Genomic DNA, 25,392 nt, shown 5'->3' with positions numbered 1-25,392 from the left:
TATGAAAAAGGCGTATCAGCGCCGCGCGGGTCATTCAACCAACGCGCCCATTACTAGCGCCTTAAGCTCGGATCGGGACGGGTAAGAGCTGGATGGAGACAATTGGGTGAAGAATACGGCCGACAGATCATTGCTGCGGTCAATCCAAAAGAATGTCGAAGCCATACCGCCCCAACTGAAATCCCCCAATGATCCAGGTGTTCGGGTTCTGCCGGGGTTGATGATGACTGACCCGGCCAGACCAAATCCCATGCCTTCCATCGGTTGCTCGGCAAAGCTCTGCGGGCCCATCGAGGCGATATCGCCCGGCAAGTGGTTTTGCAGCATGAAGTCGACTGTCTTTGGGCCCAGCAAGCGGTGGCCGTTGCCCTGCCCCCGGTTTCGCATCATCTCGGTGAATTTGACGTAGTCGTCGATCGTGCTGACCAGACCACCACCGCCCGAAAAGGTCGTGGCCTTTTCAAATGGGGATGCGCCTGCCTCGTCTGTCAATCGCAGGGTGTCATCGCCGGTCTCGGCCGAATTCAGCGCCATCGCGTCCCCGGCCAACGGCGTATAGAGAGACGCGAACCGATCCCCTGCCCCTTTGGGCACAGAAAATCCGGTCTCGGCCATCCCAAGCGGCTCAAAGATTTCTTGCACGAAGAACTGATCCAAGGTTTTGCCGGACACAACCTCGACCACGCGGCCCAATACATCAGTGGAAACTGAATATTCCCAACGGGTTCCGGGCTGGAACGCCAATGGCAGTTGTGCCAGTGCGCCGATCCTGTCCTTCAAAGGCCCTTGATTGGGGCTAAAAATCAGCTTCTGTGCATCCATCGCTGCCGGGAGAACACCGGGATTGAACGGATAGCTGAATCCGCTTGTATGTGTCAGAAGCTGATGCAGTGTTGGGGATGGTGCATCTTCGGTTTGATCCAGCCTCTCCGCCCCGGGAACAAGAGCCTGAACGGAAGCAAATTCAGGCAGAAATTCAGAAAGTTGCGCGTCGAGGTGAAACAACCCACGCTCAGCCAGCATCATCACCGCAACCGAGGTGATGGGTTTCGTCATAGAATAGATCCGCACAAGCGTATCGCGCTGAAATGGTAGGTCCTTGTCTACATTTCTAAGGCCACAGGCGTGAAAAAATCCCTCGGACCCGTGGTGGGTCAATAGTAATGAACTGCCCGCGTATTTGCGCTCATCGACATAGCGCTGCATCCAGTCCCGTATTCGGTTCAGGCGGGCAGGATCAAGGGTCGTCTGGCTGCGCATGGGTTTCTCGAACCTCCTCGGCGGTTTCGTTGATCTTGACCGGTTACGCACTGAATTGACAGAGGAATCCCTGATTTCCCACATCGTGACCAACGGCCAGTGCGCGCCAGCCTTCCCGCCTGTACACTGGACGCGTTACAGATTCGTCTGGTGGTTCAGAGTTCATTTCACAGATCGTCGTATCGGAGTTTAGACAATGACGCAGACCATAGATTTCATTTTCGATTTTTGCAGCCCAAACGCATTTCTAGCCCATAAGGTCTTGCCCAAACTGGCGGACCGAAATGGCATGCGGGTAAGCTATGTGCCCGTGTTACTGCCCACGATATTCAAGGCGACGCATAATCAGAACCCGTTTGAGGCATTTTCGGAAAACCGCCAGAAAACAGCCTATTTGACCCATGATCTTCATCGCTTTGCTCGCAGACGCGGATTGAGCTTTCATATGAGTCCGCATTTCCCGGTGAACACAAAATTTGCCATGCGCGGTGCTGTATTTGCCTCCGGTAAATCCTGGGAATCCAAATTTATAAACGCAATATTTGATGCGATCTGGGTACATGGTCAAAAAGTCGATGAACTGGGTGTGCTGATGGATATCATGCAGGAAAACAAACTTCCCGCGCGCAAGATCCGCGACGCTATGACGGGTGCCGAAATAAAGCAGCAGCTCAAAGAGCAATCCAAGGCCGCCGTAAAACGAGGCGTATTCGGAGTGCCCACAATGTTTGTGGGCACCGAGATGTTTTTTGGCAAGAACAGCCTGGGCAATCTGAAACTAGAACTTTCCAAAGCGCCGGACTGACACCCGAACTACGAATCCAGCGCGGCAAGCCCGTGTTTTGCAAACACCGATACATAAGCCCCAAACACCTGCGCGCGTTTGGGATCAGATGCGTTCCCGTCCAAAGCGCGCTTATACACCCCCTGTAGAATTCCGGCCATTCGGAAGAAATTGAACGCCAGGTGGAACCCGAAATTCTCAATCCCAGGCAAACCGCGACGCTGGCAATATCGCCCGATAAACTCTTGATCCGACGGTATTCCCAGGGCTTGACGGTCGACGCCTGCCAATCCGCGCCCCTCGTTTCCGGGGGGTAATTGCCACTGCATGATGACTGCCGCCAGATCTGCGTATGGGTGCCCAATCGTCGACAGCTCCCAATCCAGAACGCCAATGCAGCGCGAACCGTTTTGCTCGAACATCAGATTATCAATGCGGTAGTCACCATGCACCAAAGTTCGCTGACCGTCATCGTTTGGAATGGCCCCCTCAAGCGCGGAAATAAGCGCGTCCATTTCGGGGATGGTCGTTGTCTCGGATGCGCGATACTGCTTGGTCCAACGGGCAATTTGGCGCTCAAAGTAGTTGCCCGACGGGCCATAATCGGACAGGCCTACCGCGTCCACATCGACCTCATGCAAATCGGCCAGCACGCGGTTCATTTCGTCGAATACACCACTGCGAGTTGCGTTGTCGGCCTCATCCACCGTCGGCTCAAGGAATACACGCCCCTGCAACCGTTCCATGACATAAAACGCCGAACCGATGATGTCGTCATCCTCGCAAAGCAGCATCATCCGAGGGACCGGAACCGCGCTCTTGGCCAGTGCGCTTTGAACGCGAAACTCGCGTTCCACGGCATGGGCTGATTTCAGCAAAACGCCTGGCGGTTTACGGCGCAGCACGTAAGTCTTAGACGGTGTGCGCAGTTCGAAAGTCGGGTTGGATTGTCCAATGGCGAATTTCGTCGCTTCCAGCGGCCCCATGTAACCGTCCAAATTTGCGCTGAGATAGGTGTCTAGCGCCGTCAGGTCGAGTTGTGATTTATCACGCATTTCCAACAACTATTCCCCCGGCCCTATAGTGCTTCGGCGAAGAGATTACCGGCGGTCACCACGTTTAGGCCCCCAGAAACCGGGATGACGGCTCCGGTCACATAGCTGCCGCCACGCCCGCACAGGAACAACATGCACCCGGCGATATCCTCGTCGCGACCAACACGGCCCAACGGAACTGTCTTGCCAACCTTTTCGCGCGTGCCCTCGTCTGCCGTCGCAAAGGCTGTCATCCGTGATACGAATGGTCCCGGTGCAAGCGCGTTAACAGTGACGTGATAGGGCGACAATTCCTTGGCCAGAATCTTGGTCAAGTGCAGCACCGCAGCTTTGGATGCGGAATAGCTGTAGGCACCGTCGCCCATCGGTACCTCACCCATTACCGATCCAACGTTGACCACGCGCGCCGGATCATCAGGTGTTCCGGACTTCATCAGCATCGGCAACAGACGCTGCGTCAGTTCGAACAGACCAGCGACGTTGACGGAATTGACCTTTTCCCACGCGTGATGGGGAAACTGTCCCAGCGGTGAACCCCAAGAGATGCCCGCATTATTCATCAGGATATCAAGGGTATCCGTGCGATTCTTGACCTCATCGACCATGGCCAGAACGCCTTCTTCCGTTCCGACATCTCCGCTGAAACCTTCGGCGCTTCCGGGCGCGTCCAGAGCATTCAGCTCGGCCGCGACGGTTTCACAGGCTTCCCCCTTGCGCGACGCGATCAGCACGCGTGCCCCTGCCCTTACAAGCGATTCCGCAGCCATCCGACCAATGCCGGTGGCACCGCCTGTCACCAGTGCGGTTTTTCCCCGCAGCGAAAATAAGGTTTCAGGGGTCATGGTCTGCTCCTCGGTTTTGAATTGTGGCACAGGTGGCTACTTTCGGCGAGATTTGCACCCAGCGGAATTCTTGACAACATTCACCGCTGCGCCAAAGGTCCTCTCAACCGAATAACAAGGACAAGACAGTCATTATGCAAGCGTTACTCAGCGTCGCGCCGGGCGGACCGGATACATTGGAACTTACGACCCTGCCCGACCCGGTGCCAGGAAAGGGAGAGTTGCTGATCGGGGTCAAGGCTGCCGGCGTCAATTTCCCCGATACGTTGATGATCCAGGACCTGTATCAGATTAAACCACCCAGACCATTTGCCCCGGGTGGGGAAATCGCAGGTGAGGTATTGGGCGTTGGCGAAGGCGTAACTGGGTTCGAGGTTGGGGACAGGGTTCTGGCGTTGACCGGATATGGCGGTTTTGCCACGCAATTGACGATCAAGGCGGCCACAGCCGTGAAATTCCTTACATCGATGCCATTCGATGACGCCGCATGTTTCATTTTCACCTACGGCACGTCCTACCACGCGCTGAAGGACCGTGCCGCATTGCAGCCTGGCGAAACGCTTTTGGTGCTGGGTGCCGCAGGTGGTGTCGGTAGCGCGGCCATTGAGCTGGGCAAGGCGATGGGGGCGCGTGTCATAGCGGCCGTATCTTCTCAGGAAAAGGCGGATTTTTGCCGTCAAATCGGGGCGGACGACACAATCGTATATTCCCGTCAGATGGACCGCGATGCGCAAAAAGCATTCTCCGGTGAAATCAAGGCTATAGCGGGCGCAAATGGCGTGGATGTCGTCTATGATGCCGTTGGTGGGGATTATGCCGAACCAGCGCTGCGCAGCATGGCGTGGAATGGCCGGTTCCTTGTTGTCGGGTTTCCGGCCGGAATACCCAAAATCCCACTCAATCTACCATTGTTGAAGGGCTGCCAGGTCGTTGGCGTGTTCTGGGGGGCTTCGGTCTATCGTGATCCCAAGGGCCATGCCGAAAATGTCAGGGAATTGTTCGACTTATATGCCAAATCTCAGATAAAACCGCAAATCAGCGAACGGTTTCCGTTGGCGGAAGCAAGCGAGGCACTGACATTGCTGAACGACCGCACCGTTCTTGGAAAAGTTGTGATAACGATGCCCGAAACCTGACTGGTTTTCGACGCTCAGTTCAAGATTTGATGGTGTCCGATGCGCGACACTCGCCTGATGAGTGCGCAGGTTGGTGGACATCCATACCTAATCACGTTTATCAACCAGTAATGGGACGGAGAATGAATGCATAAAGTTCTGATTTTGAACGGTCCGAACCTGAACTTGCTGGGCACACGACAACCCGAGGTTTATGGCCGTACAACGCTGAAAATGGTCGAAGAAACCTGTGTAAGTCACGGCGCGTCGATCGGGTTGGACGTATCACACCTGCAATCCAATCACGAAGGTGTGCTGATCGACGCGATCCACGCGGCCAAAGGCAATCAGGGTGGGATCATTCTGAACGCTGGGGCGTATACCCACACCTCGGTCGCCTTGATGGACGCGATATCTTCGGTCGAGCTGCCGGTTGTTGAGGTTCACCTGTCAAACATACACGCCCGCGAACCCTTCCGGCACAAATCCTATGTGGCGCCGGTCGCGCTGGGACAGATCTGCGGCTTTGGGCTTCAGAGCTACGTGATGGCGTTGGATGCGCTGTCGGCGCATTTGCAAAATGAGGGGTCCGTATGAAGCTGGGTGAGTATCTAAATTTCCTCAGCTACGTCAAAACTCTGGAAGAGCTTTGGGACGCTCATTGCCGCCAGATGGCAATTTTCGGGTTCGACCGTCTGCTATACGGCTATACGCGCTACAGGACCGAGACGTCTTTGGGTGACCCCGAAGACTTCACCATCCTTACAAACCATGGCAAAGAATACATTGATGGTTTCGTGCGGGACGGGCTGTACTTTCATGCGCCAATGCTGAAATGGGCGCTGCACAATGAAGGCGCGGCCAGTTGGAGAATGATTCAGGATATGAATTCCGACGGCACGATGACCGCCCAGGAACGCCAAGTATACGAGTTCAACAGGTCAAAAGGCGTTGTGGCGGGATACACTGTCAGTTTCACCTCGGTTTCGATGCGCTCCAAGGGGGCGATCTCTCTTTCGGCTGGTGGTGACACTAGTCAGGATGAGGTCGACGCAATCTGGGCGGAACATGGCGATGACATCTTGTTGATGAACAATGTCGCGCATCTGAAGATTCTCACCCTGCCCTACAACACCCCCAATCGCGCTCTGACGAAGCGTCAGCGCGAGGCGCTGGAATGGGTTGGCGATGGGAAGACAACGCAGGACATAGCGCTTTTGATGGGACTGACATCGGCGACTGTTGAGAAGCACCTGAGGCTTGCCCGTGAGTCTCTGTCAGTCGAAACAACAGCGCAAGCCGTGCTCAAAGCATCCCTTCAAAATCAGATGTTCATCATGGAAGCATGATGTGTTTTTTTGACGCTAAATTGCGTCAATTTACGTAGGGTAAGGAAAACATGACTTCCCGAATCTGAGCTCCAGTTGCACAGTGATATTGTTCCGTGAGTGGTGGCTTTAGCCTGGGAACGTTTTGATCGGATCTTTGCAATACCAAAGCTCTCCGATCGCTCTGACATAAAGGCGTCTATTTGTCCGCGTCTCTTAGTCGGAATTTTGGGGGGCCTCGACCATCCCCATCTGCGGGGCCCCTCAATCCTTCCAATAGTAGTGTATGATCTGTTCCTACGCCGAAAGGCGCAAAAAAACCGACTACTGGGAAAGTAGCCGGTTTAATTCTGTTCAGGTTGAGGCCCCTTTCAGGGCCTCTGTCAGACTTAGCCCTGTACGGCCTTGGCAACTTCGGCTGCGAAGTCTTCTTTTTCGACCACGATGCCTTCGCCAACTTCCAGACGGACGAAACCGGTGATGGTTGCGCCTGCTTCTTTGGCAGCGGCTTCGACGGTCAGGTCAGGGTTCACAACGAACGACTGGTTCAACAGAGTTGATTCCGCGACGAATTTCTTCATACGGCCAACGATCATTTTTTCGATCACCTGCTCCGGCTTGCCGGATTCGCGGGCGATGTCCATCTGAACCTGCTTTTCTTTTTCGACAACAGCTGGGTCCATGTCCGCTTCGGACAGAGCCGCCGGGTTCACAGCTGCGATGTGCATCGCAATCTGCTTGCCGATCACTTCGTCACCACCGGACAGAGCAACCAGAACACCGATTTTGCCCATGCCGTTGGTGGCCGCGTTGTGAACGTAGGACACAACAGTGTCGCCTGACAGTTTCGCCATGCGGCGAACCGACATGTTTTCACCAATAGTGGCGATCTTGTCGGTCAGGGTGTCAGCAACATTCTTGCCGCCCAGATCGGCCGCCAACAGAGCTTCGACATTGTCGACGCCTTCTGCCGCGTAAGCAATCTTGCCAACCATTTCCTGGAACTCGGCGTTCTTCGCAACGAAATCGGTTTCCGAGTTCACTTCGACAGCAACACCGTTGCCACCGTTGACGTGAACTGCAACCAGACCTTCTGCTGCGGTACGGCCGGATTTCTTGGCCGCTTTGGCCAGACCTTTGGTGCGCAGCCAATCAACGGCTTCGTCCATGTTGCCGCCGGTTTCGGTCAGCGCTTTTTTCGCGTCCATCATGCCTGCGCCGGTCGAGTCGCGCAGTTCTTTAACCATTGCTGCTGTGATTGCCATCTTTTGGCTCTCCTCAATTCAAACGGAATTGGGGCAGGTCTACCCTGCCCCATATGTCATTTACGTGACGGGCAGCTTACGCTTCGGCTTTGGCTTCCGGCGTGGCTTCTTCTGCAACGGGTGCTTCTTCCGCAACGACTTCTTCAACCGGTGCTTCTTCGAATGCGCCCAGGTCAACGCCTGCAGCACCCATCTGAGCGGTCATACCGTCGAGAGCGGCACGAGCAACCAGATCGCAATACAGAGAGATCGCGCGCGCTGCGTCGTCGTTGCCGGGGATGATGTAATCAACACCATCGGGCGAGCAGTTGGTGTCGACAATTGCCACAACCGGGATACCCAGCTTGTTGGCTTCGGCGATGGCCAGTGCTTCTTTTTTGACGTCGATGACGAACAGCAGATCAGGAACGCCACCCATCTCGCGGATACCGCCCAGCGATGCCTGCAGTTTGCCCTGGTCACGTTCCATGCCCAGACGCTCTTTCTTGGTCAGGCCTTCGGCGCCCGTTTCCATGGCTTCGTCGATCTGGTTCAGACGGTTGATCGACTGGGAAACGGTTTTCCAGTTGGTCAGCGTTCCGCCCAGCCAGCGGTGGTTCATGTAGTACTGAGCCGACTTTTCAGCGGCTTCTGCGATCGGCTGAGCAGCCTGACGCTTGGTACCAACGAACAGAACACGGCCACCTTTTGCAACGGTGTCACGAACGGCCTGCAGAGCCTGATCCAACATTGGAACGGTCTGGGTCAGGTCCATGATGTGGATGCCATTGCGCGAGCCGTAGATGAACGGGCCCATGCGGGGATTCCAACGCTGCGTCTGGTGACCAAAGTGAACGCCAGCTTCCAACAGCTGACGCATGGTGAACTCGGGAAGAGCCATGCTATTTTCCTTTTCCGGTTTACGCCTGGGCGGGGGTGAAAGAAGCGGATGCTCCAACCGGCGGGCCAGATAAGGATGTCTCCCTCAAATAGCCCAAACCCCGCCTGCGGGTTTTAATGGCGCGCGTATACGGTAGGAATTCGTCCTGTGCAAGTGGCAAATGGCCTTATTTTTCAAGCCGCGCAATTGCATGCGCGTGGCGCACTGCCTCTTCGCAATGTGCGGCCAACGCCTTGCGGTCGGCAAAATCGCTGACTTTGGCTGGAACGTGGTAAATCAATTCCACCGTACCCTGCCGACGCGCGCCCAAGGTCTTGAGAAGATGCGGGGCAAAATCCATATCGCCCCACCAACCATAGAACCTGTCAGGCTGCCCTTTGGGTGCGTGAAAGACTACGGATACAGGCTGAACATACATAAAGTCCCGCAATTCATCCGAGAAGAACGCGGCGAAAAGGGTTGTTTTAAAAGGTAAAACGCGAAGACCATCGGTCGAGGTGCCCTCGGGGAAAAACAACAGCTTATGCCCGACTTTCAAGCGCTCTTCAAAGATCAGTGTCTGTTCGCGGGCTTTATTGCGGTCACGCTCGATAAACACCGTGCCCGTGGCGCGGGCCAGCCAGCCGATACCCGGCCATTTGGCCACCTCGGCCTTGGACACGAAGTAAACCCGTTTGCGTGCGTTCAGCGCAAAGATGTCGAGCCATGATGTGTGGTTTGCGACCACCGCGCCGCGTTCGCGCATCAATTCGCCGGAGCTGCGAAAGCCGATGCCAAGAAGCCGGAGCGCATTGCGGCAGACAAACTGCGCAATGAACGGAGTGATCGGACGACGTAAACCGAACAGCGGGCGCTCGATCAGGCGAACGGTCAACAAAACGAGCAGCCCGCCAAACACCAGTAGCGCCAAGGGAAGGCCGCGCAAGATCACCAAAACCCAGCCCAGAATTCCCAATTCAATCGGGTCTGGTGCGTCGTCACTGTCCCAAAGTGGATCGTTCACTGGATCAGGCTCCGCCGTAGATACGCCGCTGGCGCTCGTTCATGCGCGCCGTGTCGAGGATCAGGCAAACATCTGTTGTGTTGAACGCGTGGTCGATAAACGCCCCCTCGCCCACAAAGCCACCCAACCGCAGGTACGCCTTGATCAGCGCGGGAACCTGTACCATCGCCCCACGGCGATCCAGCGCATCCGGCGCGACAAGGTCCATGCTTTGAAACACATCGGGTTGCGCCCAGACCCGCAGGTCCGGCGGGGCCAGATGATTGTGGTGCAACATCGACAAAGGCTGGGCCAATTCCTGTACATTGATGCCGTGGAAGCTGGCGACCCCGAACAGCACCTCAATCTCGCGCTCAGCCACATATCCCGCTAGACCATTCCAAAGATGGTACATCGCCGTTCCGCCCCGATAGTCCGGGTGAAGGCAGGAACGTCCAAGCTCCAACAATTTGCGGCCGCTTTGTTTCAGCACGGTCAGGTCGTATTCATCCTCGGAATAAAACTGCCCTAACTCGATGGCTCGTTCACCCGGTAACAGCCTGTAAACGCCCACAACTTCGCCAGTGGTGTCATCATAGGCCAGCATGTGATCAAAATAAGGATCGAACTGATCTTGCTCTAACCCTGCCTCGTGGTCCACCATCTTGCCGCCGCCGCCCAATTCGCGGACGAATACGTCATATCGCAGCCTTTGGGCTGCGCGCAGTTCGGCCTCGGATTCGGCAAGTTTAACGGTGAAAGAAGGGCCTGCATCCGACATCGGGTATTCCGCTTTTGTTTGCGCGCTGATACCGCAGTTTTTGGTCAAATGGCAACCGGCGCGGCGGTGGCCCATCGTTAACCATTCTTAAACCAGTTTCACGGATCAAAGACGGGCGTCAGGGCGATGCGGGTTCCGTCAATCACCACTTTTCCCTGTTCTTGGAAATTCACGGTGATCTTGCCCCCAATGTTGGACTGCACCTGTCCGACACCCCAGTCGGGGAAATCGGGGTGGCGGACATACATGCCCGGTGCAAGTATGGCATTGAGGTCTGTCATGGTCGGGCTCCGGTCCGGCGGCAGATACAACAGGAGAGGTACGCATGGGCGACACCAACGTCAATCTGGCCGAACTGATCGGGTCGCGAATTTGTCACGATCTGATCAGCCCCATTGGCGCAATAAACAACGGGCTGGAACTGCTTGAGATGGTCGGAACCATGCAGGGCCCCGAGATGGAGCTGATTTCGGGCAGCGTCGGAAGCGCCGGAGCAAAGATCAGGTTCTTTCGCGTCGCTTTTGGGTCGGCCAGCGATCAACCGTTGGGTCGGGCCGAGGTCACAGAGCTTTTGAAAGACGTCGAAAGCGTTGGTCGTGTGCGTGTAAACTGGCACGTGACCGATGCCATGCCCCGCAATCAGGTCAAGCTCGCCTTTCTGGCCCTGATGTGTTGCGAAAGCGCGATGCCGATGGGGGGCGATGTCACTGTGGCAAACAACGGTGGCAGTTGGACAGTGGTCGGTGTCGCGGACAAGCTGAATATTGACGCCGATCTTTGGAAGAACCTGCCCAAAGGCCAATTTGCGAACAAGGTGACGCCAGCGCAGGTGCAATTCGCGCTACTTCCGCAAACGGCCGCGTCCATGGGGCGGCGGGTTGCGGCAGAAACCACCTCAACCCGCGTCGCTATCCGGTTTTAAGACCGGACGGTCCCGTTGCCGCGGACAAGATATTTGAAGCTCGTCAGCTGAGCGGCCCCGACCGGGCCGCGCGCATGCATTTTGCCGGTTGCGATTCCGATCTCGGCCCCCATTCCGAACTCGCCACCATCGGCAAACTGGGTTGAGGCATTGTGCATCAGAATCGCACTGTCCAGCCGTTCAAAGAACCGGGCAGCGGCATCAGCATCCTCGGTCATGATGCAATCGGTGTGGTTCGAGCCGAACTGGCGGATATGCGCGATCGCTGCATCGATATCAGCCACCGGCTTGGCCGCGATGATGCTGTCGAGGAATTCCTTGCCCCAGTCGTCGCCCGTGGCCGCAATGGTGCCGTCCAGGGCCAACGCGCCTTCGGCATGGATTTCGACGCCTGCAGCAAGCAAGGCGGAAATGATATCCCGGCCGAGTGTTTCAGCCACATCCTGATGGATCAGCAAGCACTCGGCAGCACCACAAATCCCAGTGCGCCGGGTTTTGGCGTTCAGCACGACGTCCAGCGTTTTCTGGGGGTCCGCAGCCTTGTCGATATAGATGTGCACGATACCTTCCAAGTGCGCAAAGACGGGCACGCGTGCTTCGCGCTGAACCAACCCCACCAGACCTTTTCCGCCACGCGGAACGATGACGTCCACACAATCGGTCAGGGTCAGCAACTCTTGCACTGCGGCGCGGTCTCTCGTGGGCACAAGTTGAATGGCGTCTTCTGGCAAGTTTGCAGCCTTTAGCCCTTGGACCAGACAGGCGTGAATGGCGGTTGAGGAATGGAAACTTTCCGAGCCGCCACGCAGGATCACCGCGTTCCCCGACTTCAGGCACAATGCGCCTGCATCCGCCGTCACATTCGGACGGCTTTCGTAGATCACTCCAATCACGCCCAGAGGCGTTCGAACACGCTGGATGTTCAGGCCCGAGGCCATGTCCCATTCGGTCAGAACCTCGCCTACGGGGTCTGCCTGATCCGCGACCGTGCGCAGGCCATCAACCATGCCCTGAATGCGCGCATCATCCAGCATCAGCCGGTCCATCATCGCCGGGCTCAGGCCCTTTTCACGCCCAAACTCCAGGTCTTTCTTGTTGGCCTCAATGATATTTGCGCGGTTGGCCCAAACAGCGTCAGCTGCAGCAATTAGGGCGGCATGTTTACGCTCGGCGCTAGCAAAGGCCAAATCGGCCGAGGCCGCTTTGGCGCGTTTTCCAAGATCGGCCATCAGGGCGGGAATGTTGTCGAAATCCTTCATCTCAGGTGCCTTTCGGTCGGTCTTTGCGTTTTAACATCGCGCCGTTACAGCGCCAAATCATCTCGGTGGATCAGGACGGCGCGGCCCGGATAGCCCAACGTCTCTTCGATTTCCGAGGACTTTCGTCCCTTGATCGCATCCGCCTCTTGCGCGGTGTATCGGCTGAGCCCCTGTGCCAGCCGTCGTGCCTGCGGGTCCATAATCGCAACTGGGTCACCGCGCCCAAAGTCGCCTGTGACTTCAACGATTCCAGCGGGCAGCAGGCTTTTACCATTGCCCAATGCTTTGGCCGCGCCTGCGTCCACCACGATTTCACCACGCGGTTTCATGGCCGAAATCCAGCGTTTGCGCGCGGCATGCGGGTCCAGAGTTGCTGTGAACCAGGTGCAATTGGCACCTTCTTCAAGCGATTTCAACGGGTTCAGCGTCGAACCTTCAGTGATCGCCATATCGCAACCGGCAGCAGTTGCCATCTTGGCGGCCAGCAGCTTGGTCTTCATCCCTCCTTTGGACAGGCCGGAACCAGCATCGCCTGCCATCTCTTCGATCTCGGGCGTGATGGTCTCAATCACATCGAAACGCTTGACGTTTTCGTCTTCACTTGGGTTTCCGGTGTAGAATCCGTCGACATCCGACAACAGGATCAATTGATCGGCCCCAACTGTCACCGCGATCTGCGCCGCAAGGCGATCATTGTCGCCATACCGGATCTCATCCGTGGCAACTGTATCGTTTTCGTTGACAATCGGAACCACGCCCAAACTCAGCAGCGTTTCCAGCGTCGCGCGAGAGTTCAGATACCGCCGCCGGTCTTCGCTGTCTTCCAGCGTTACCAGAACTTGCGCGGTTGTGATTTTGTGCGGCGTCAGGGCCTCTTCATAGGCCCGCGCCAGCCGAATTTGGCCAACAGCAGCGGCGGCTTGAGATTGTTCCAACGGCAAGTCCGCCATGGGCAGGCCCAAAACGCCGCGTCCCAACGCAATCGAGCCCGACGAGACCAAAATGACGTCAGTCCCCTGCCCTTTGAGCCAGGCCACGTCTTGGGCCAGCGAGTGCAGCCAATCCGACCTCAGCAACCCGGTATCGCGGTCCACCAGCAAGGCAGAGCCGATTTTGACCACCAATCGGCGTGCTGCGGTCAGGGTTGCCAAGACTTGGTCTCCTCAACGGGTTTTTGTCGCAGACGGTTTTCGTCGATCTGGGCACGCAAGGCGCGCAACACTTCGGTTACGCCCAGATGCGCGACGCCAGACATGGTCATCACAGGGCCACCAACAGCCTCTTCCAGCTCGGCCCGTTGCAGCGCCTGTTCCTCTTCGTCCAGCGCATCGACCTTGTTCAGAACTGTGATCCTGGGCTTTTCAGCCAGTTCACCGCCGTAAGCTTCGAGTTCATGAATGATGGTGCGGTAATCCTCGGCGACGGTTTCCGAGGTGCCATCGACCAGATGCAGCAGAACGGCGCAACGTTCCACGTGGCCAAGGAATCGGTCACCGATCCCGCGTCCCTCATGGGCGCCTTCGATCAGGCCGGGAATATCCGCGACCACGAATTCTACATTGTCGACACCGACCACACCAAGATTGGGATGCAGGGTCGTGAACGGATAGTCAGCAATCTTGGGTCGCGCGTTCGATGTGGCCGCAAGAAAAGTCGATTTACCAGCATTGGGCATGCCAAGCAGACCCACATCCGCAATCAGCTTCAGCCGCAGCCAGATCGTGCGGTCGATCCCTGCCTGACCGGGGTTAGCCCGGCGCGGAGCCTGATTGGTTGCCGATTTGAAGTGCAGGTTGCCAAAGCCACCATTGCCGCCCTTGGCCAGCAGAACACGCTGCCCAACCTCTGTCAGGTCGCAGATGACGGTCTCTTCGTCCTCGTCCAGAATCTCAGTCCCAACAGGCACACGCAGGATGATATCGTCACCATCCTTGCCCGTGCGCTGCTGACCACGACCGGGTTGGCCGTTTTTGGCAAAGAAATGCTGCTGATAGCGGAAGTCGATCAGGGTGTTCAGCCCATCCACAACTTCGGCCCAGACCGAACCGCCTTTACCGCCGTCACCGCCATCGGGACCGCCGTATTCAATGTACTTTTCACGCCGAAAGCTGACGCACCCGCCACCGCCGGCCCCTGACCGGATGTAGACCTTTGCAAGATCGAGAAATTTCATGTGTGTCCCCTACTGCAAAGGCCCCATCGGCCACAAGTCAGAGTTTTTTACTATATGTCCAGGTGGGCACATTCGCATCGCGCGCCACCGAGTAACTTTCGGCATCACCCAGATACTGGAACCCACAATGGGTCAGAACCCGGGCCGAGGCAGGATTGTCCTGAAACACGCTGGCAAACAAATTCGAATTTTCAAGCGGGTTAGCTTTCACCAACACCTCGACGGCCAGTGAGGCTACGCCTGTATTCCAGTAAACAGGCGCCACCCAATAGCCAACTTCGGACTGATTGCGATCCAGCCGTGTAAGCGAAATCAGACCAATCAGTTCCGGCCCACCATCTTTGGTGGCGTCCATCGCCCAGACGTCCTCATCCCGGTCTTCAGCCATCGAACGCGTCACAAACGCCTCGACCGACCCCGGTGGCAGCGGATGCGGGATCGACGTAGTCATACGTGCCACGCGCTCATCGCCTGCATAATGCTCGATGAGACCCATATCCGACCGGCGCAATGGGCGCAGATCGAACCGCTCGGTTTCGAGGACCGGCTGGTTTATTATTGTCTCGAGTTTCATGAGTGCGTTCCTCCTCCGAACAACACAAAAAATACGGACGCAACAGTGAGACTCGCTAACGTCCACATCAGATATTTTTCCACGGGCCGACCTTCAACCACGTGGGCAATTCTATCTCCGGCAAATGTCCAGATCGGGTGTAAAACCATCTGGCAAAGCAATAAACAGAGAGCGATCGTGAACGTCGCGTTAAAGCTGGGCGTGCCAACCGCAACGAACCCGGTAAATCCGGCTATGATCATGGCCCAAGCCTTCGGGTTAAGGGGATGAACGATCAGCCCCGCCCAAAAACCGGGCACGTCTCCCACAGTTTCACTGCGCGAAAGACGCAGATTGGCGATCTTCCAGGCCAACCAGCAGATATACGCCGCCGAGGCGTATTTCAGGACCGTAAAGACAATCGGTGCCTGATCTGCGAGTTGCAACAGACCAAAACCAACGGGCCAGATGATCAGCTGTTTGCCCAGGATCACACCGGCCACAAACGGCAGAGCCGCCCGAAACCCATAGCGTGCACCTGTACCCAGCAGGACCATATTGGCGGGACCGGGCGTTCCGACCTGAGAGGCTGCGAAGATTAGGAAACTGGTGGTTGCAACGGTCATTGCATCGCCTCCCAGCCCGCACGACGCAGCAGAACGTCCTGAATTATCACATCTTCGTTGGTCGACTGCACCGTCGCACGATGCTGGCCATTTGGTTTGAACCCAAGTTTGGACAGAACCGCCTTGGACCGTTCGTTACCGACATGATAACCCGAGGTCAGTTTCTGCTGATCAGCCGCAAAGAACCTCGAAATCATCGCGCGGGAGGCTTCGGTCACATAACCTTGCCCCCAGAACGCTTTGGCAACCCAATACCCCAGCTGTGATCCGGTCGAGATGCAGCCGATAAGGTTCTCTTCCCGAGTAATGGCAAAGGCATCATGCTCGGCAGCCATCTCGTCCACAAATTCGGTCGAATGCGCGTTCTCATAGGGGTGCGGTACAACCGTCAACCAGCGCACCACGTCCAGATCGTTCAGAAGAGTGACAAGACGCGACGAGTCCTCACGCCGAAACCGACGTAAGACAAGACGCTCTGTTTTTATCACTTCGGTCATGGGACCGCTCCTGAAAACGAGAAAGGGGACCGGCACTTTCTGCCGGTCCCCCATGAAATTTTCTTAAACCTTCTGGGTTTCGGCTTACTCTGCGGCCTCCGCCACTGGCAGGACCGAAATAAAGGTGCGGTTTTTCAGTCCCTTGTGGAACTTCACGGCGCCATCCACAGTTGCAAAGATGGTGTGATCTTTGCCCATGCCTACGCCTTCGCCCGGCCAGAACTTGGTGCCGCGCTGACGCACGATGATGTTGCCTGAAATGGCGGCCTGGCCACCATACAGTTTCACGCCAAGGCGGCGACCAGCTGAGTCGCGACCGTTACGGGAGGAACCGCCAGCTTTTTTATGTGCCATTCTGTCTCTCCTTAGCCTTTAGCCAGATCTTTGGCCTGCTCAACCCATTCGGGTTTCACTTTGACCGTTTCGATAGCAGCAATCTGATCGTCCGACAAGGCGGCCAGAGCGGCAAAGCTCTCGATACCGGCTTCGGCCAGCTTCTTGGCAGCGGCGGGGCCGACACCGGTCAACTGGGTCAGATCGTCAGCGGCAGCGGCAGGTGCCTCTGCTTTGGCTTCAGCTTTCTTGGCAGGCTTTTTTGCCACGGGGGCAGCTTCGCCAGCCGGCGCCGAACCGGTTGCAGCTTTGATGCCCGACTTGTCGGCGCCTGACGCCAAAATGTCGGTGATCTTGACCAGAGTCAGTTTCTGACGGTGGCCAACGGTACGCTTCGAGCTGTGCTTACGACGGCGTTTTACGAAGTTGATGACCTTGTCACCTTTGATCTGTTCGATCACTTCGGCCTGAACGCCTGCGCCTGCGACGAACGGTGCACCAACAACCGGAGCGTCGCCGCCCAGCATCAGAACATCGTTGAATTGAACTGTTTCACCTGCGTCGGCAGCCAATTTTTCAACGCGGAGGATATCGCCCGCTTGAACTTTGTACTGCTTGCCGCCAGTCTTGAGGACCGCAAACATGCGTCTTTCCTTTGTCTAATCGCGTTCTATGGTCCCCGACCGGGCGTTTTTGGCTTTCGCCACCTCGAACAGCGCGCCCTTTTCGGGCTGTGTGACGACCCGTGGGACAAGGTCCTAGGGTCAATAATAACGACACCCGGCGCGGAAAACCGGCCGGGATGCGCGCTTATCCATAGATTGATCGGCAAAGTCAACATCAAATACAGGATCAAAGATCCGATGCGCCAAGCGCCCGTGAGACCGCCTGTCCCAGTTGAAAATAGATCTGGTCATACATCTTATCGAAACCATCGAAAAAGGCCTCGTTTACGGCGCGCCCGGTCTCAGTTCGGGAAAAAGCAATGTTCTCCCGCATCTGAGCCTCATCGAGCGGTTGATAGGCTACCAGAAGGAAGGAATACAACCAGATGCGGTTTTCCTCGGCAAGCCTGTCCTTGTCCGACAAGAGCTGCGCCAGAATATCTTCCGAGCTGGTTCCGGCATCCGCGCTGAGGCCGCGAAAAAAGTTATAATCCGAACTAAGCGAGCTTTGTACGTTCTTTTCGATAAGGTCATTGACCTCGATATACTCGCCGACCAGCCGGTAAAGTTGGGTGCCGCCTGCCCCGTTCAGATAGTTTTCACGCGCCATGTCTTTGATAGTTTCATCTGCAAAGGCCTTTCTGGCCGAGTTTTCCAGAGTTATAACGGTTTGCCCGACATCACTTTCAAAGAACAGGATGGCGCGATCCATCTGGCTAGCTGTCAGGCTTGTCTCGAAGGTCCCGGAAATCTGTTCCTGCATCCACTCCGGATCATAAATCTCGTCCACCTGATCATCGAAGAGCGGCCCGCCGTCACCACCCAGAAATGTGTCGTTCAGGCCTTTGGACTGAGCCAACCCTTCGTCGCGCAAGATATCGACGACCTGTTCCAATTGAAGTGCCAGCATGAGGCGTTCAACCCGCTCGGACGCCGCCAGCGGCATGGCTGACAGCAAAACGGCAAAACAAGCAGCGATCAGGCGCATCAAATATCCTGGGCCGGGTGCAGTTCCGCCATCCGCGCGGCCAGGTCTTCAAACTTCATGGCCATGATTTCGTATTGAATGGCATTCAGCAGCTCATAGACTTCTTGCATCAAAGGTTGTTCCAGCGCCTCAGCATAGGCGACGACCTCAGAATCCGAGAAGTCCTGATAGGTATAGGCTGCCCCGGCAAGCGCGGACAGCTGCAAAGCTTGTCGCATGCCGGTCTCATTGCGCTTCATCATCTGACGCAGCTCATCCGCGCCCAGTTGCAAGTCGATCACCCCCGAGGCGCTGGCAGCGAGCAAAAAGCGCACCTGAATTTCCTGCAGCGCACGCAATGCCGTCCCGCTGGAATCAATTGCATTATTCATGCGTTTCAGATTTTCGACCCGTTTCGATCCACCCTTGATCAGGTCCGAGACGATTTTCTGCCCTTCCAGTTGCTTGGCATCGTCATCTTCAACCATGTGCGATGCATTCTCGGACTCGACCAGCCGTTGCCCAAGATCGGATGCATAAAACTCGACCGCATGGGTTAGCGCCTCGTCGCTCAGCGTTTGTTCCAGAATAGACACGGCTGTTTCGCGCATTTCCTTGGTATCAAAGACCTCTTCGGTCAGGCGTGTCCAGTCGGACCCAAACCCATCAGGATCGATCCCCAACATTTGCGGGGCTGAGGCCGAGGCCAGAGCGATGCTTTCAAGTGCAACGTCGAACCCGGTTGTTGTCAAAAAGGCTTCGATCCGATCCCGTCCGGCAGCAAATGCTTGCTGCGACCCGGAAATCACGAACAGAACGGCGGCGAATAGCGGCAGGATAGTTTGGCGTAAAGGATATGTCATACCTATGAGCCTAGGGGAAATACCGCGTCAGGCAACGGAAAATCCCGCCTTTGTCATTTTCAGGAATTTTCTGCTTGCACCCCCGCGCGTTCCTCACTAAATCCCCCCCTCACAGACCCCCGCGGAGAGGTGCCGGAGTGGTCGAACGGGGCGGTCTCGAAAACCGTTGTGGGTGCAAGCCCACCCAGGGTTCGAATCCCTGTCTCTCCGCCACTACCTATCAAAAATAAAAGATATTCCCAGGCTTTCTGCTCCCACGAGGGACGCCGTTAAACCACTTTGCGCTGCCGCAACATGTCATACTATGACAACATTTCGGGTTTCGTTTGCACCAACTATGCCATTTCTTGGGTTCAAATCTTGGCGCGAGAGCATCGGTAGTCGCCATGGGGCACCGCAGACCTCGATGGCCGCGAAGGCAGCGCAGATTCCAAACATCCGCACATGCCGAATGGGTTCTTTCCTTGAAATTTGATGGGATAGCCAACTCCGCGCGCCCACTCTTGAACCCTAACGCGCAAATCGACCGTGCCAGTAATGATGTCGTCGAACCCACTACGGAAGATCTTTGTTGTTATTTGTTCGAGCGAAAGCCCTATGTCCATCTCAAATGTATCCGCCCATACGAACCTTCCGTCTCCAATGTTGCGGTTGAGAAATCCGTCGAAGTCCCGGGCGACACTGGTGTTTGGATCACTTGCAATACTCGATCTAATCATACTGTCAGGTTAAGTAAGGACTTTTGGGAACACCAGCGGTAGAGAACGACTGTACTCTTGTAGACCCTTACCAAAGGCTAAGTACCCTCCGCATCTTGCTGTCGTCATTTGAAACTGCTGGATGCTACGATGGGGCCATCCATCCGGACCGGTTCGCCTGCATTCAAATCACCCTAACGCTCTAACCTGCTTAAGTTCCGCTGAACCCGACCTAACGTGCTACTTTTGTGCCAGACTGTGTTTCAGCATTTCAATTCGTTCAGGGTCCAAAGCACCGAGACGAAGCCATTCATATGACAATGACACATAGAGTGCTCCCATGCGCTGACTGAACCACAGAAAGAAATCTGCATCCGGGAGGTCTCCGTCTGCCACAGCCCTTTGAAACAGCTCTCGTTCGATTTCTGTAATGCGTACAATTTCGGGTGTCTGCCAGCCAATCGCCTCAGTGCCGCCGGGCTGACTGAGGTCCAGTAAGACAAGCCGCGCAATGCCAGGGCGTTGAACCAACAAATCGACCTGACGACCTTGAATGAAGTTCAGCGCTTGCATTGCGCCAAGTGATTCGTCCACGTTGTCGTAACACAGAAGAATTTGGCCTAAGCCTCGGCGCGTCACTGCTTCGAGTATCGCCTGCATACTCGAAAAATGGGCGTAAAGAGAAGGTGGTTTGATCCCCAACTCTTTGGCGATCAAGGCATGCTGCAGTCGCTGGGGGCCCACCTCGGCACTCAGGCGTTCAACAACATCAAGTATATGATCTTTGGAGTTTTTCTTCTGAATCATAATCAACTTTTCGTCTGTTTCTTTTGAATATCCGCTTCAAACGGGTCGCGCCTGTGGGCAGAGCGCTTCGCCACGGTACCTAATTTCGTTAGGATACGTAACCTAATTATGTTAGGCTAATGGTATTAGGGAATAGAGCCACGCGTAAGAAGCCGGGCCAATAGGGAGGGACAGATGTCAAATTCGGATATTCAGCTTGAGGTGTCGCGCCTCGAAAAACTCACCGAAGATTACACCCGCGAACCGGTTCCGGCGGACGTGAATACACGCGGCATCCAGATCGCAGTTATCCAATGTGCAATCGGCATCACGCTTCCGGTGCTGGCCTACAGCTCTTGGCTGGCTCAAGATAATGGACTGGGCAGCGCCAACTTTGCCTTCTGGGTTGGCAGCTGGATTGTCGCGATCATTTCGATCTTTTCGGGAATCGTCGGTGCACGTTCGCGCCTGTCGACCTACATGATCCTGCAATTCTCGTTTGGTCAAACCGGCGCAAAGCTGGTGAACCTGTTGATGGCCCTGATCCTGTTGGGTTGGTACGCGGTGACCTGCGAAGAGTTCGGCGTGGCGATTTCGCAAGCCCTCAAGACAATGCTCAACATCGACTTCAACGTGAAAGTCGCGACCTTTATTGGTTCGGTCCTGATGACGATCACAACGATCTTTGGCTTTCAGATGATCGAGAAATTCTCGCGTTTCTCGGTACCGTTGCTGGCGGCGTTCATGATCTAAGTCGCGTTCCAAGCCACCGGCAATGCCGACAGCGCGCTGGACTGGACCCGCACGGCAACAACCGAGAGTGAGATTTCGCTGATCTCGACTGTGATCGGCCTGTTCGTGATTGCAGCTGTGCTGATGCCGGATTTCACGCGGTATTGCCCTAACGACCGGGAAAGTCTGATTGCATCAGCTGTGGGACTTGGCTTCACTTTCCCTATGGTTGCCCTGATGGCGGCGATCCCTGCGGTTCGCACTGGTGAATCCGACCTGATCCTTATCATGGCTGGAATGGGTGTGGTCTGTGCCGCTTTGTTCGTTCTGGTTTTCGCCACTTGGTCGACGAACATCACCAACCTCTATTCCTCGACCCTGACGCTGCCGACATTCGCAACCAAGACCCCAAGCTGGAAGATCACTGTCTTCGGCGCGATCATCGCAACCATTGCCGCCGTGGGCGGGTTCGCCAGTTATTTCTCGGACTTCCTGCTGTTTATCGGGGTTTGCGTGACACCGCTGGTCGGCGTCTATGCCGTCGACTTCTTCCTGGTCAATGACCGGGACTATGGCCTGAACAAGCTGGAAAGCACTCCGGCTATCGGTTGGCCAGCATTGATCGCGTGGGCCGCAGGCTCGGTACTCGGCTACGTCACGCAAAATGGTTATCTGACGCTGACCGGCCTGTCCGCGATCGATGCGTTGGTCGCCACAGCAGTGCTGTACTTCGTGTTGGCGAAGGCTCTGCGCAAAACAGGTTAACCCTCCCCGACTGCCCGTGCGCGGCTGCTGCGCCTCGCGCGGGCCTTTTCAAGGAGCAATGACAATGCCCACGTCCCTTTCAGGGCTGATGCCCTACGCCGTCTGGCGGCACTTCGAAGGTCTCAGCCAGATCCCGCGCGGATCAGGCAAGGAAGAGCGGGCGGTCGCTTTTGTCCGCGGATTTGGTCTGGCGTTGGATCTGGATACCCGTGTCGATGCCACCGGCAACGTGATCATCCGCAAACCCGCGACCCGTGGGATGGAAGATCGCCCGACGGTCGCTCTGCAATGCCATCTGGATATGGTGCAGGAGCAGGAAGAAGGGCGTGGTTTCGACTTTGACTGCGATCCCATTGAATTGGTGGTGGACGGCGACTGGCTGACCGCTCGGGGTACGACATTGGGGGCGGACAACGGTATCGGCGTCGCCCTGACAATGGCCGTTCTGGCCTCGTCCCAGATGGCACATCCGGCGATTGAGGCTTTGTTCACCGTCGACGAAGAGGTCGGCATGAGCGGAGCCGAGGCGGTGACAGCCGACCAGTTGACTGCGCCCTATCTGATCAATCTGGATATGGAGAGCGATCACGAGTTGACCATTAGGTGCGCCGGTGCCGTCGATATCCTGGCCGAGGGCCGATATGATCAGCAGCCGCTGAATGGTGACGCGCATCTCTATGAGATTCAGGTGCGGGGTGGCCTCGGCGGACATTCCGGCCTCGACATCCATCTGGATCGCATGAACGCTATCAAGGTTCTGGCAGAGGCACTGGTTCGACTTAACGCAGCCGTGCCCTTGACGGTCACGTGGTTCGGCGGCGAAGGCGTGGCCAACGTCATCCCGCGCCGTGCCAAGGCCCATTTTGCGGTTACCCCAGGCAGTGAGACTGCGTTGCAGGAGGCTATTCACGGCTTGCCGGATCTTGTGGCACCGTTCGTGCCTCGCGAACCCGATGCCCGCATTCGGTGCAACCGGGTACATGAGACTGCCGAGCGCGGCTTTACCCCTGCGTTCCAGGCCGAGTTTCTGGTTGCAATTGGCCGGGTGAACAGCGGCGTCCATTCGATGAGCGACGACGTGCCCGATCTGGTCGAGACCTCCAACAACCTGTCTATCGCCGTCGCGGAAAAAGGCCGGTTTCAGGTCACCTGCCTGGCCCGTAGCTGCGTCGAAGCCCACAAACCAAAGGTCATTGAACGGGTGAAAGACAGCGTCGGTGGAACCGGGGCGCAAATCTGGACGGCCAATGAAGCGCCGGGATGGGAACCTCAGGCCGATAGCGCGCTGTTGCATTTCATGTCGAACGCCTACCACTCCCAGCAAGGCGAGAAGCCCGGAGTGATCGCAATTCATGCCGGGTTGGAAACCGGTATTCTGTCTCAGACCTTCCCGGCCACCGAAATGATCTCGTACGGGCCAAACATTCAGGGCGCTCATTCCACCGATGAACGAGTGCAGATCAGCTCGGTCCAGAAAGTCTGGGCAGTTCTGCAAAAAACGCTCGCCAAACTCCCTTCAGCATAAGGAACTCTAACCATGACTCCGAACCTGCCCGAGCAATATCTGGTCGTTGCGCGCCGTATCATTCAGGAGATGTTTGCTGCCAAGCCCGGAGAGACCGTGGCCCTGACTGAGGACGACGGCACCGACCCGCTGATCACGCAAGCCTTTTATCAGGCGGCGGCCGAGGTGGATGCCAAGCCGCTGATCATGAAGTTCCGGCGGGCGAACAACAATGGTGAGGCAGGAATGCCGGACTGGCCCGCCGGAGCCATGGAAGCCGCCCTTAGTCACGCCGACATCTGGATCGAAAACAACGAGGCGTTCACGCTCTACTCCTCCATGTGGGAACGCGTGATGGAGGCCAACGACAACCTGCGTTACAATGTGCTGGCGGGCAGTTCCATCGACAGTCTTGAGCGGGTGTTCTGCCACTATGACATCACCCGCATGGGCCAAGTGATCGACAAGATCGTAGCGCTTGCGGCCAAGGCCAAGACCGTGCGCGTCACCAACGAAAGCGGCACGGACGTGTCCTTTGAAATGGACCCCAACAACGTGATCGATGCCGATAGCGGAGATTTCTCGCAGAAGAAATTCGGCACTGCACCTGGGTATGTGAACCTCGTTCCCAAAACCGGCACGATGGAAGGCCGTATCGTGTTTGACATGATCATGCATGCTGACCTGTCGAAAGGCGGCAAAGTTGAGTTCACCATGCAAGACGGCAAGATCCTCGATTACGGCGGCCAACACGGGAACCTGTTGCGCGATTATGTCGAAGGCTTCGACGAAGAAAACATGCGCAGGATCAGCCATATGATGATCGGGTTCTGCACTGGCGTGCGCGAGCTGAGTTGGGAAATCGTCGAGGACGAACGCATCTGGGGTGGTGTCGACTTCGGCTTCGGCCACACCTCTCCGATGGACATGCCCCCGCATGGCCAACCCGCCAGTTCTCATTTTGACGGTATTTCAACCAAGGCAACCGTTTGGCTGGACGATCTGAAAATTATGGAAAATGGGGTGATCGTGCACCCGGACATCAAGGAAGATGCCGAACAATTGCTGCATGACTACGACCGAAAAACCGCGAGCGCGTAACGGTCGTCGCCCCCATCCTCGTCAGCAAGACTGGCGAGGATGGCATACTTACTGTTTTAGCGGATTTGCTTTAGGGTCAAAAATATCTTCCTTCGGTGCCACCCCAAAACGCGGGTTTGGACACCGAGCGCGGTATTATCGCCGGGAGCGTCGAACAGACAGCCCGCTTGGACAACCCGAACGCTTCCGCACTCAGATTGCATTGGCTTCTCTGACCGTAAGTTGCCGTTCTGCTCCCAGAAACCAAGATTCTCCGGAAACGATCATACGGTTACCAGGCTCAAGATGATCAAAATCGAAATTGGAATCTGGACCAAGATTGGGGATCGAAATGACTGCCTGATACATGTGCCCGGCATTGTCGCGAACGGTAACTGTACTTCCATCCTTTTCAGGCTTAACCGAAACGATTTCTACTTCCAGCTCGTTGAGTTCCACCTCGTCGTTGGCGGATGCTCGCGTCCCCGGCTGACAGGCTGTAACACTTAGAAGAACGAAAAATGTAACAATGGCTTTCATCAGTTTTTGCATGATGTTTTGTGATCTTCTGATTAGAGGCTTGAAGGCGATGCGTTTCATCTGACCCGTTGGCGTTTTGGCTGATCTATTGCGTAGACACGCTTATCGAGCAGAAAGTAGTATCAACCGCAACATAT

The 25,392-nt window shown here is 56.1% G+C and carries 27 protein-coding genes, 1 tRNA gene and 1 pseudogene; 9 read left to right on the top strand and 20 right to left on the bottom strand.

The annotated features are described in order from the left end of the window. Positions 1 to 30: 30 nt before the first annotated feature. Complete coding sequence (locus tag AC2FJF_RS03225; protein ID WP_496722882.1) at positions 31 to 1,260, bottom strand: serine hydrolase domain-containing protein; 1,230 nt, start codon at positions 1,258 to 1,260, stop codon at positions 31 to 33. A 196-nt stretch (positions 1,261 to 1,456) separates the two neighbouring features. Here AC2FJF_RS03225 and AC2FJF_RS03220 point away from each other — a divergent pair, with 196 nt between their 5' ends. Next, positions 1,457 to 2,065: a 2-hydroxychromene-2-carboxylate isomerase gene (locus tag AC2FJF_RS03220; protein WP_496722880.1), complete on the top strand. Its 609-nt coding sequence runs from the start codon at positions 1,457 to 1,459 to the stop codon at positions 2,063 to 2,065. A gap of 8 nt (positions 2,066 to 2,073) precedes the next feature. On the opposite strand, the gene AC2FJF_RS03215 is transcribed toward AC2FJF_RS03220, so the two are convergent. Next, positions 2,074 to 3,099 carry a phosphotransferase family protein gene (locus tag AC2FJF_RS03215; RefSeq protein ID WP_496722878.1) on the bottom strand — a complete coding sequence of 342 codons (1,026 nt, stop codon included), beginning with the start codon at positions 3,097 to 3,099 and terminating at the stop codon, positions 2,074 to 2,076. 23 nt (positions 3,100 to 3,122) lie between these two features. Further along, entirely contained in the window at positions 3,123 to 3,941 is an 819-nt protein-coding gene (locus tag AC2FJF_RS03210; protein ID WP_496722876.1) for an SDR family oxidoreductase, read from the bottom strand. Positions 3,942 to 4,075: 134 nt separating this feature from the next. On the opposite strand from AC2FJF_RS03210, the gene AC2FJF_RS03205 reads away from it, so the two are divergent. From AC2FJF_RS03205 to AC2FJF_RS03195, 3 genes are all read left to right on the top strand, one after another. Continuing rightward, entirely contained in the window at positions 4,076 to 5,077 is a 1,002-nt protein-coding gene (locus AC2FJF_RS03205) for an NADPH:quinone oxidoreductase family protein (protein WP_496722874.1), read from the top strand. Between the two features lie 126 nt (positions 5,078 to 5,203). After that, the gene (gene aroQ / locus AC2FJF_RS03200) at positions 5,204 to 5,653 is read left to right on the top strand and encodes a type II 3-dehydroquinate dehydratase (RefSeq protein ID WP_496722872.1); all 450 of its coding nucleotides are present in this window, start codon (positions 5,204 to 5,206) and stop codon (positions 5,651 to 5,653) included. Next, positions 5,650 to 6,405 (top strand): LuxR family transcriptional regulator, encoded by a 756-nt coding sequence (locus AC2FJF_RS03195; protein ID WP_496722870.1) that lies wholly within the window; start codon positions 5,650 to 5,652, stop codon positions 6,403 to 6,405. The genes aroQ and AC2FJF_RS03195 overlap by 4 nt, the downstream gene beginning before the upstream one ends. A 368-nt stretch (positions 6,406 to 6,773) precedes the next feature. On the opposite strand, the gene tsf is transcribed toward AC2FJF_RS03195, so the two are convergent. The 5 genes from tsf to AC2FJF_RS03170 all read right to left on the bottom strand — a co-directional run bounded on the left by tsf (position 6,774) and on the right by AC2FJF_RS03170 (position 10,573). Continuing rightward, entirely contained in the window at positions 6,774 to 7,649 is an 876-nt protein-coding gene (tsf, locus tag AC2FJF_RS03190; protein ID WP_108858613.1) for a translation elongation factor Ts, read from the bottom strand. A gap of 76 nt (positions 7,650 to 7,725) precedes the next feature. Continuing rightward, a complete protein-coding gene (gene rpsB, locus AC2FJF_RS03185) occupies positions 7,726 to 8,529 on the bottom strand; it encodes a 30S ribosomal protein S2 (RefSeq protein WP_496721825.1) in 804 nt (267 codons plus the stop codon). Between the two features lie 166 nt (positions 8,530 to 8,695). After that, the gene (olsA, locus tag AC2FJF_RS03180; protein ID WP_496722866.1) at positions 8,696 to 9,532 is read right to left on the bottom strand and encodes a lyso-ornithine lipid O-acyltransferase; all 837 of its coding nucleotides are present in this window, start codon (positions 9,530 to 9,532) and stop codon (positions 8,696 to 8,698) included. Positions 9,533 to 9,536: 4 nt separating this feature from the next. Beyond that, positions 9,537 to 10,292: an L-ornithine N(alpha)-acyltransferase gene (olsB, locus tag AC2FJF_RS03175; protein WP_496722862.1), complete on the bottom strand. Its 756-nt coding sequence runs from the start codon at positions 10,290 to 10,292 to the stop codon at positions 9,537 to 9,539. A 98-nt stretch (positions 10,293 to 10,390) separates the two neighbouring features. Further along, the gene (locus AC2FJF_RS03170) at positions 10,391 to 10,573 is read right to left on the bottom strand and encodes a DUF3553 domain-containing protein (protein ID WP_058271637.1); all 183 of its coding nucleotides are present in this window, start codon (positions 10,571 to 10,573) and stop codon (positions 10,391 to 10,393) included. A gap of 44 nt (positions 10,574 to 10,617) precedes the next feature. On the opposite strand from AC2FJF_RS03170, the gene AC2FJF_RS03165 reads away from it, so the two are divergent. Continuing rightward, the gene (locus tag AC2FJF_RS03165) at positions 10,618 to 11,214 is read left to right on the top strand and encodes a histidine phosphotransferase family protein (protein ID WP_496722860.1); all 597 of its coding nucleotides are present in this window, start codon (positions 10,618 to 10,620) and stop codon (positions 11,212 to 11,214) included. Here the strand turns inward: AC2FJF_RS03165 and AC2FJF_RS03160 are convergent. From AC2FJF_RS03160 to AC2FJF_RS03115, 10 genes are all read right to left on the bottom strand, one after another. Further along, on the bottom strand, positions 11,211 to 12,473 hold the full coding sequence (locus tag AC2FJF_RS03160; protein ID WP_496722858.1) for a glutamate-5-semialdehyde dehydrogenase: 1,263 nt from the start codon (positions 12,471 to 12,473) through the stop codon (positions 11,211 to 11,213). The genes AC2FJF_RS03165 and AC2FJF_RS03160 overlap by 4 nt on opposite strands. Before the next feature lie 44 nt (positions 12,474 to 12,517). Beyond that, complete coding sequence (gene proB, locus AC2FJF_RS03155; RefSeq protein ID WP_496722855.1) at positions 12,518 to 13,624, bottom strand: glutamate 5-kinase; 1,107 nt, start codon at positions 13,622 to 13,624, stop codon at positions 12,518 to 12,520. Further along, entirely contained in the window at positions 13,612 to 14,646 is a 1,035-nt protein-coding gene (gene obgE / locus AC2FJF_RS03150; protein WP_496722853.1) for a GTPase ObgE, read from the bottom strand. Before obgE ends, proB begins: the two co-directional genes overlap by 13 nt. 37 nt (positions 14,647 to 14,683) lie before the next feature. Further along, positions 14,684 to 15,220: a GNAT family N-acetyltransferase gene (locus tag AC2FJF_RS03145; protein ID WP_496722851.1), complete on the bottom strand. Its 537-nt coding sequence runs from the start codon at positions 15,218 to 15,220 to the stop codon at positions 14,684 to 14,686. Further along, complete coding sequence (locus AC2FJF_RS03140; RefSeq protein ID WP_496722849.1) at positions 15,217 to 15,825, bottom strand: LysE family translocator; 609 nt, start codon at positions 15,823 to 15,825, stop codon at positions 15,217 to 15,219. The genes AC2FJF_RS03145 and AC2FJF_RS03140 overlap by 4 nt, the downstream gene beginning before the upstream one ends. Beyond that, positions 15,822 to 16,322 (bottom strand): GNAT family N-acetyltransferase, encoded by a 501-nt coding sequence (locus AC2FJF_RS03135; protein ID WP_496722846.1) that lies wholly within the window; start codon positions 16,320 to 16,322, stop codon positions 15,822 to 15,824. Before AC2FJF_RS03135 ends, AC2FJF_RS03140 begins: the two co-directional genes overlap by 4 nt. Positions 16,323 to 16,406: 84 nt before the next feature. Next, a complete protein-coding gene (gene rpmA, locus AC2FJF_RS03130; protein WP_058271644.1) occupies positions 16,407 to 16,676 on the bottom strand; it encodes a 50S ribosomal protein L27 in 270 nt (89 codons plus the stop codon). A gap of 11 nt (positions 16,677 to 16,687) precedes the next feature. Further along, complete coding sequence (locus tag AC2FJF_RS03125; RefSeq protein WP_282118448.1) at positions 16,688 to 17,299, bottom strand: 50S ribosomal protein L21; 612 nt, start codon at positions 17,297 to 17,299, stop codon at positions 16,688 to 16,690. Positions 17,300 to 17,507: 208 nt separating this feature from the next. After that, positions 17,508 to 18,308, bottom strand: a complete 801-nt coding sequence (locus AC2FJF_RS03120) for a DUF2059 domain-containing protein (protein ID WP_496722845.1) — start codon at positions 18,306 to 18,308, stop codon at positions 17,508 to 17,510. Next, complete coding sequence (locus AC2FJF_RS03115; protein WP_282168326.1) at positions 18,308 to 19,150, bottom strand: DUF2059 domain-containing protein; 843 nt, start codon at positions 19,148 to 19,150, stop codon at positions 18,308 to 18,310. The genes AC2FJF_RS03120 and AC2FJF_RS03115 overlap by 1 nt, the downstream gene beginning before the upstream one ends. 123 nt (positions 19,151 to 19,273) lie before the next feature. On the opposite strand from AC2FJF_RS03115, the gene AC2FJF_RS03110 reads away from it, so the two are divergent. Further along, positions 19,274 to 19,363, top strand: a tRNA-Ser gene (locus AC2FJF_RS03110). Positions 19,364 to 20,088: 725 nt separating this feature from the next. Here the strand turns inward: AC2FJF_RS03110 and AC2FJF_RS03105 are convergent. Next, complete coding sequence (locus AC2FJF_RS03105) at positions 20,089 to 20,655, bottom strand: TetR/AcrR family transcriptional regulator (protein ID WP_496722843.1); 567 nt, start codon at positions 20,653 to 20,655, stop codon at positions 20,089 to 20,091. A 174-nt stretch (positions 20,656 to 20,829) separates the two neighbouring features. On the opposite strand from AC2FJF_RS03105, the pseudogene AC2FJF_RS03100 reads away from it, so the two are divergent. From AC2FJF_RS03100 to AC2FJF_RS03090, 3 genes and pseudogenes are all read left to right on the top strand, one after another. Then, positions 20,830 to 22,131, top strand: a pseudogene (locus AC2FJF_RS03100) (purine-cytosine permease family protein). Positions 22,132 to 22,195: 64 nt separating this feature from the next. Further along, complete coding sequence (gene pepD, locus AC2FJF_RS03095) at positions 22,196 to 23,656, top strand: beta-Ala-His dipeptidase (protein WP_496722841.1); 1,461 nt, start codon at positions 22,196 to 22,198, stop codon at positions 23,654 to 23,656. Between the two features lie 12 nt (positions 23,657 to 23,668). Then, on the top strand, positions 23,669 to 24,736 hold the full coding sequence (locus AC2FJF_RS03090) for a 2,5-dihydroxypyridine 5,6-dioxygenase NicX family protein (RefSeq protein WP_496722839.1): 1,068 nt from the start codon (positions 23,669 to 23,671) through the stop codon (positions 24,734 to 24,736). Positions 24,737 to 24,928: 192 nt separating this feature from the next. Here the strand turns inward: AC2FJF_RS03090 and AC2FJF_RS03085 are convergent, their stop codons facing one another. Continuing rightward, positions 24,929 to 25,315 carry a hypothetical protein gene (locus AC2FJF_RS03085; protein WP_496722837.1) on the bottom strand — a complete coding sequence of 129 codons (387 nt, stop codon included), beginning with the start codon at positions 25,313 to 25,315 and terminating at the stop codon, positions 24,929 to 24,931. Between the last annotated feature and the right edge of the window lie 77 nt (positions 25,316 to 25,392).

This window comes from Ruegeria sp. CDSB013 (genome assembly GCF_059611165.1).
The sequence above is the reverse complement of the archived record's forward strand: the minus strand, read 5'-3'. Positions and strand labels throughout refer to the sequence as shown.

Bases quoted from the DNA above. Each gene is read 5' to 3' on its own strand.
- AC2FJF_RS03225 (WP_496722882.1), bottom strand. From the start codon at position 1,260: ATGCGCAGCCAGACGACCCTTGATCCTGCCCGCCTGAACCGAATACGG.
- AC2FJF_RS03220 (WP_496722880.1), top strand. From the start codon at position 1,457: ATGACGCAGACCATAGATTTCATTTTCGATTTTTGCAGCCCAAACGCA.
- AC2FJF_RS03215 (WP_496722878.1), bottom strand. From the start codon at position 3,099: ATGCGTGATAAATCACAACTCGACCTGACGGCGCTAGACACCTATCTC.
- AC2FJF_RS03210 (WP_496722876.1), bottom strand. From the start codon at position 3,941: ATGACCCCTGAAACCTTATTTTCGCTGCGGGGAAAAACCGCACTGGTG.
- AC2FJF_RS03205 (WP_496722874.1), top strand. From the start codon at position 4,076: ATGCAAGCGTTACTCAGCGTCGCGCCGGGCGGACCGGATACATTGGAA.
- aroQ (WP_496722872.1), top strand. From the start codon at position 5,204: ATGCATAAAGTTCTGATTTTGAACGGTCCGAACCTGAACTTGCTGGGC.
- AC2FJF_RS03195 (WP_496722870.1), top strand. From the start codon at position 5,650: ATGAAGCTGGGTGAGTATCTAAATTTCCTCAGCTACGTCAAAACTCTG.
- tsf (WP_108858613.1), bottom strand. From the start codon at position 7,649: ATGGCAATCACAGCAGCAATGGTTAAAGAACTGCGCGACTCGACCGGC.
- rpsB (WP_496721825.1), bottom strand. From the start codon at position 8,529: ATGGCTCTTCCCGAGTTCACCATGCGTCAGCTGTTGGAAGCTGGCGTT.
- olsB (WP_496722862.1), bottom strand. From the start codon at position 10,292: ATGTCGGATGCAGGCCCTTCTTTCACCGTTAAACTTGCCGAATCCGAG.
- AC2FJF_RS03170 (WP_058271637.1), bottom strand. From the start codon at position 10,573: ATGACAGACCTCAATGCCATACTTGCACCGGGCATGTATGTCCGCCAC.
- AC2FJF_RS03165 (WP_496722860.1), top strand. From the start codon at position 10,618: ATGGGCGACACCAACGTCAATCTGGCCGAACTGATCGGGTCGCGAATT.
- AC2FJF_RS03160 (WP_496722858.1), bottom strand. From the start codon at position 12,473: ATGAAGGATTTCGACAACATTCCCGCCCTGATGGCCGATCTTGGAAAA.
- obgE (WP_496722853.1), bottom strand. From the start codon at position 14,646: ATGAAATTTCTCGATCTTGCAAAGGTCTACATCCGGTCAGGGGCCGGC.
- AC2FJF_RS03145 (WP_496722851.1), bottom strand. From the start codon at position 15,220: ATGAAACTCGAGACAATAATAAACCAGCCGGTCCTCGAAACCGAGCGG.
- AC2FJF_RS03140 (WP_496722849.1), bottom strand. From the start codon at position 15,825: ATGACCGTTGCAACCACCAGTTTCCTAATCTTCGCAGCCTCTCAGGTC.
- AC2FJF_RS03135 (WP_496722846.1), bottom strand. From the start codon at position 16,322: ATGACCGAAGTGATAAAAACAGAGCGTCTTGTCTTACGTCGGTTTCGG.
- rpmA (WP_058271644.1), bottom strand. From the start codon at position 16,676: ATGGCACATAAAAAAGCTGGCGGTTCCTCCCGTAACGGTCGCGACTCA.
- AC2FJF_RS03125 (WP_282118448.1), bottom strand. From the start codon at position 17,299: ATGTTTGCGGTCCTCAAGACTGGCGGCAAGCAGTACAAAGTTCAAGCG.
- AC2FJF_RS03120 (WP_496722845.1), bottom strand. From the start codon at position 18,308: ATGCGCCTGATCGCTGCTTGTTTTGCCGTTTTGCTGTCAGCCATGCCG.
- AC2FJF_RS03115 (WP_282168326.1), bottom strand. From the start codon at position 19,150: ATGACATATCCTTTACGCCAAACTATCCTGCCGCTATTCGCCGCCGTT.
- AC2FJF_RS03105 (WP_496722843.1), bottom strand. From the start codon at position 20,655: ATGATTCAGAAGAAAAACTCCAAAGATCATATACTTGATGTTGTTGAA.
- pepD (WP_496722841.1), top strand. From the start codon at position 22,196: ATGCCCACGTCCCTTTCAGGGCTGATGCCCTACGCCGTCTGGCGGCAC.
- AC2FJF_RS03090 (WP_496722839.1), top strand. From the start codon at position 23,669: ATGACTCCGAACCTGCCCGAGCAATATCTGGTCGTTGCGCGCCGTATC.
- AC2FJF_RS03085 (WP_496722837.1), bottom strand. From the start codon at position 25,315: ATGAAACGCATCGCCTTCAAGCCTCTAATCAGAAGATCACAAAACATC.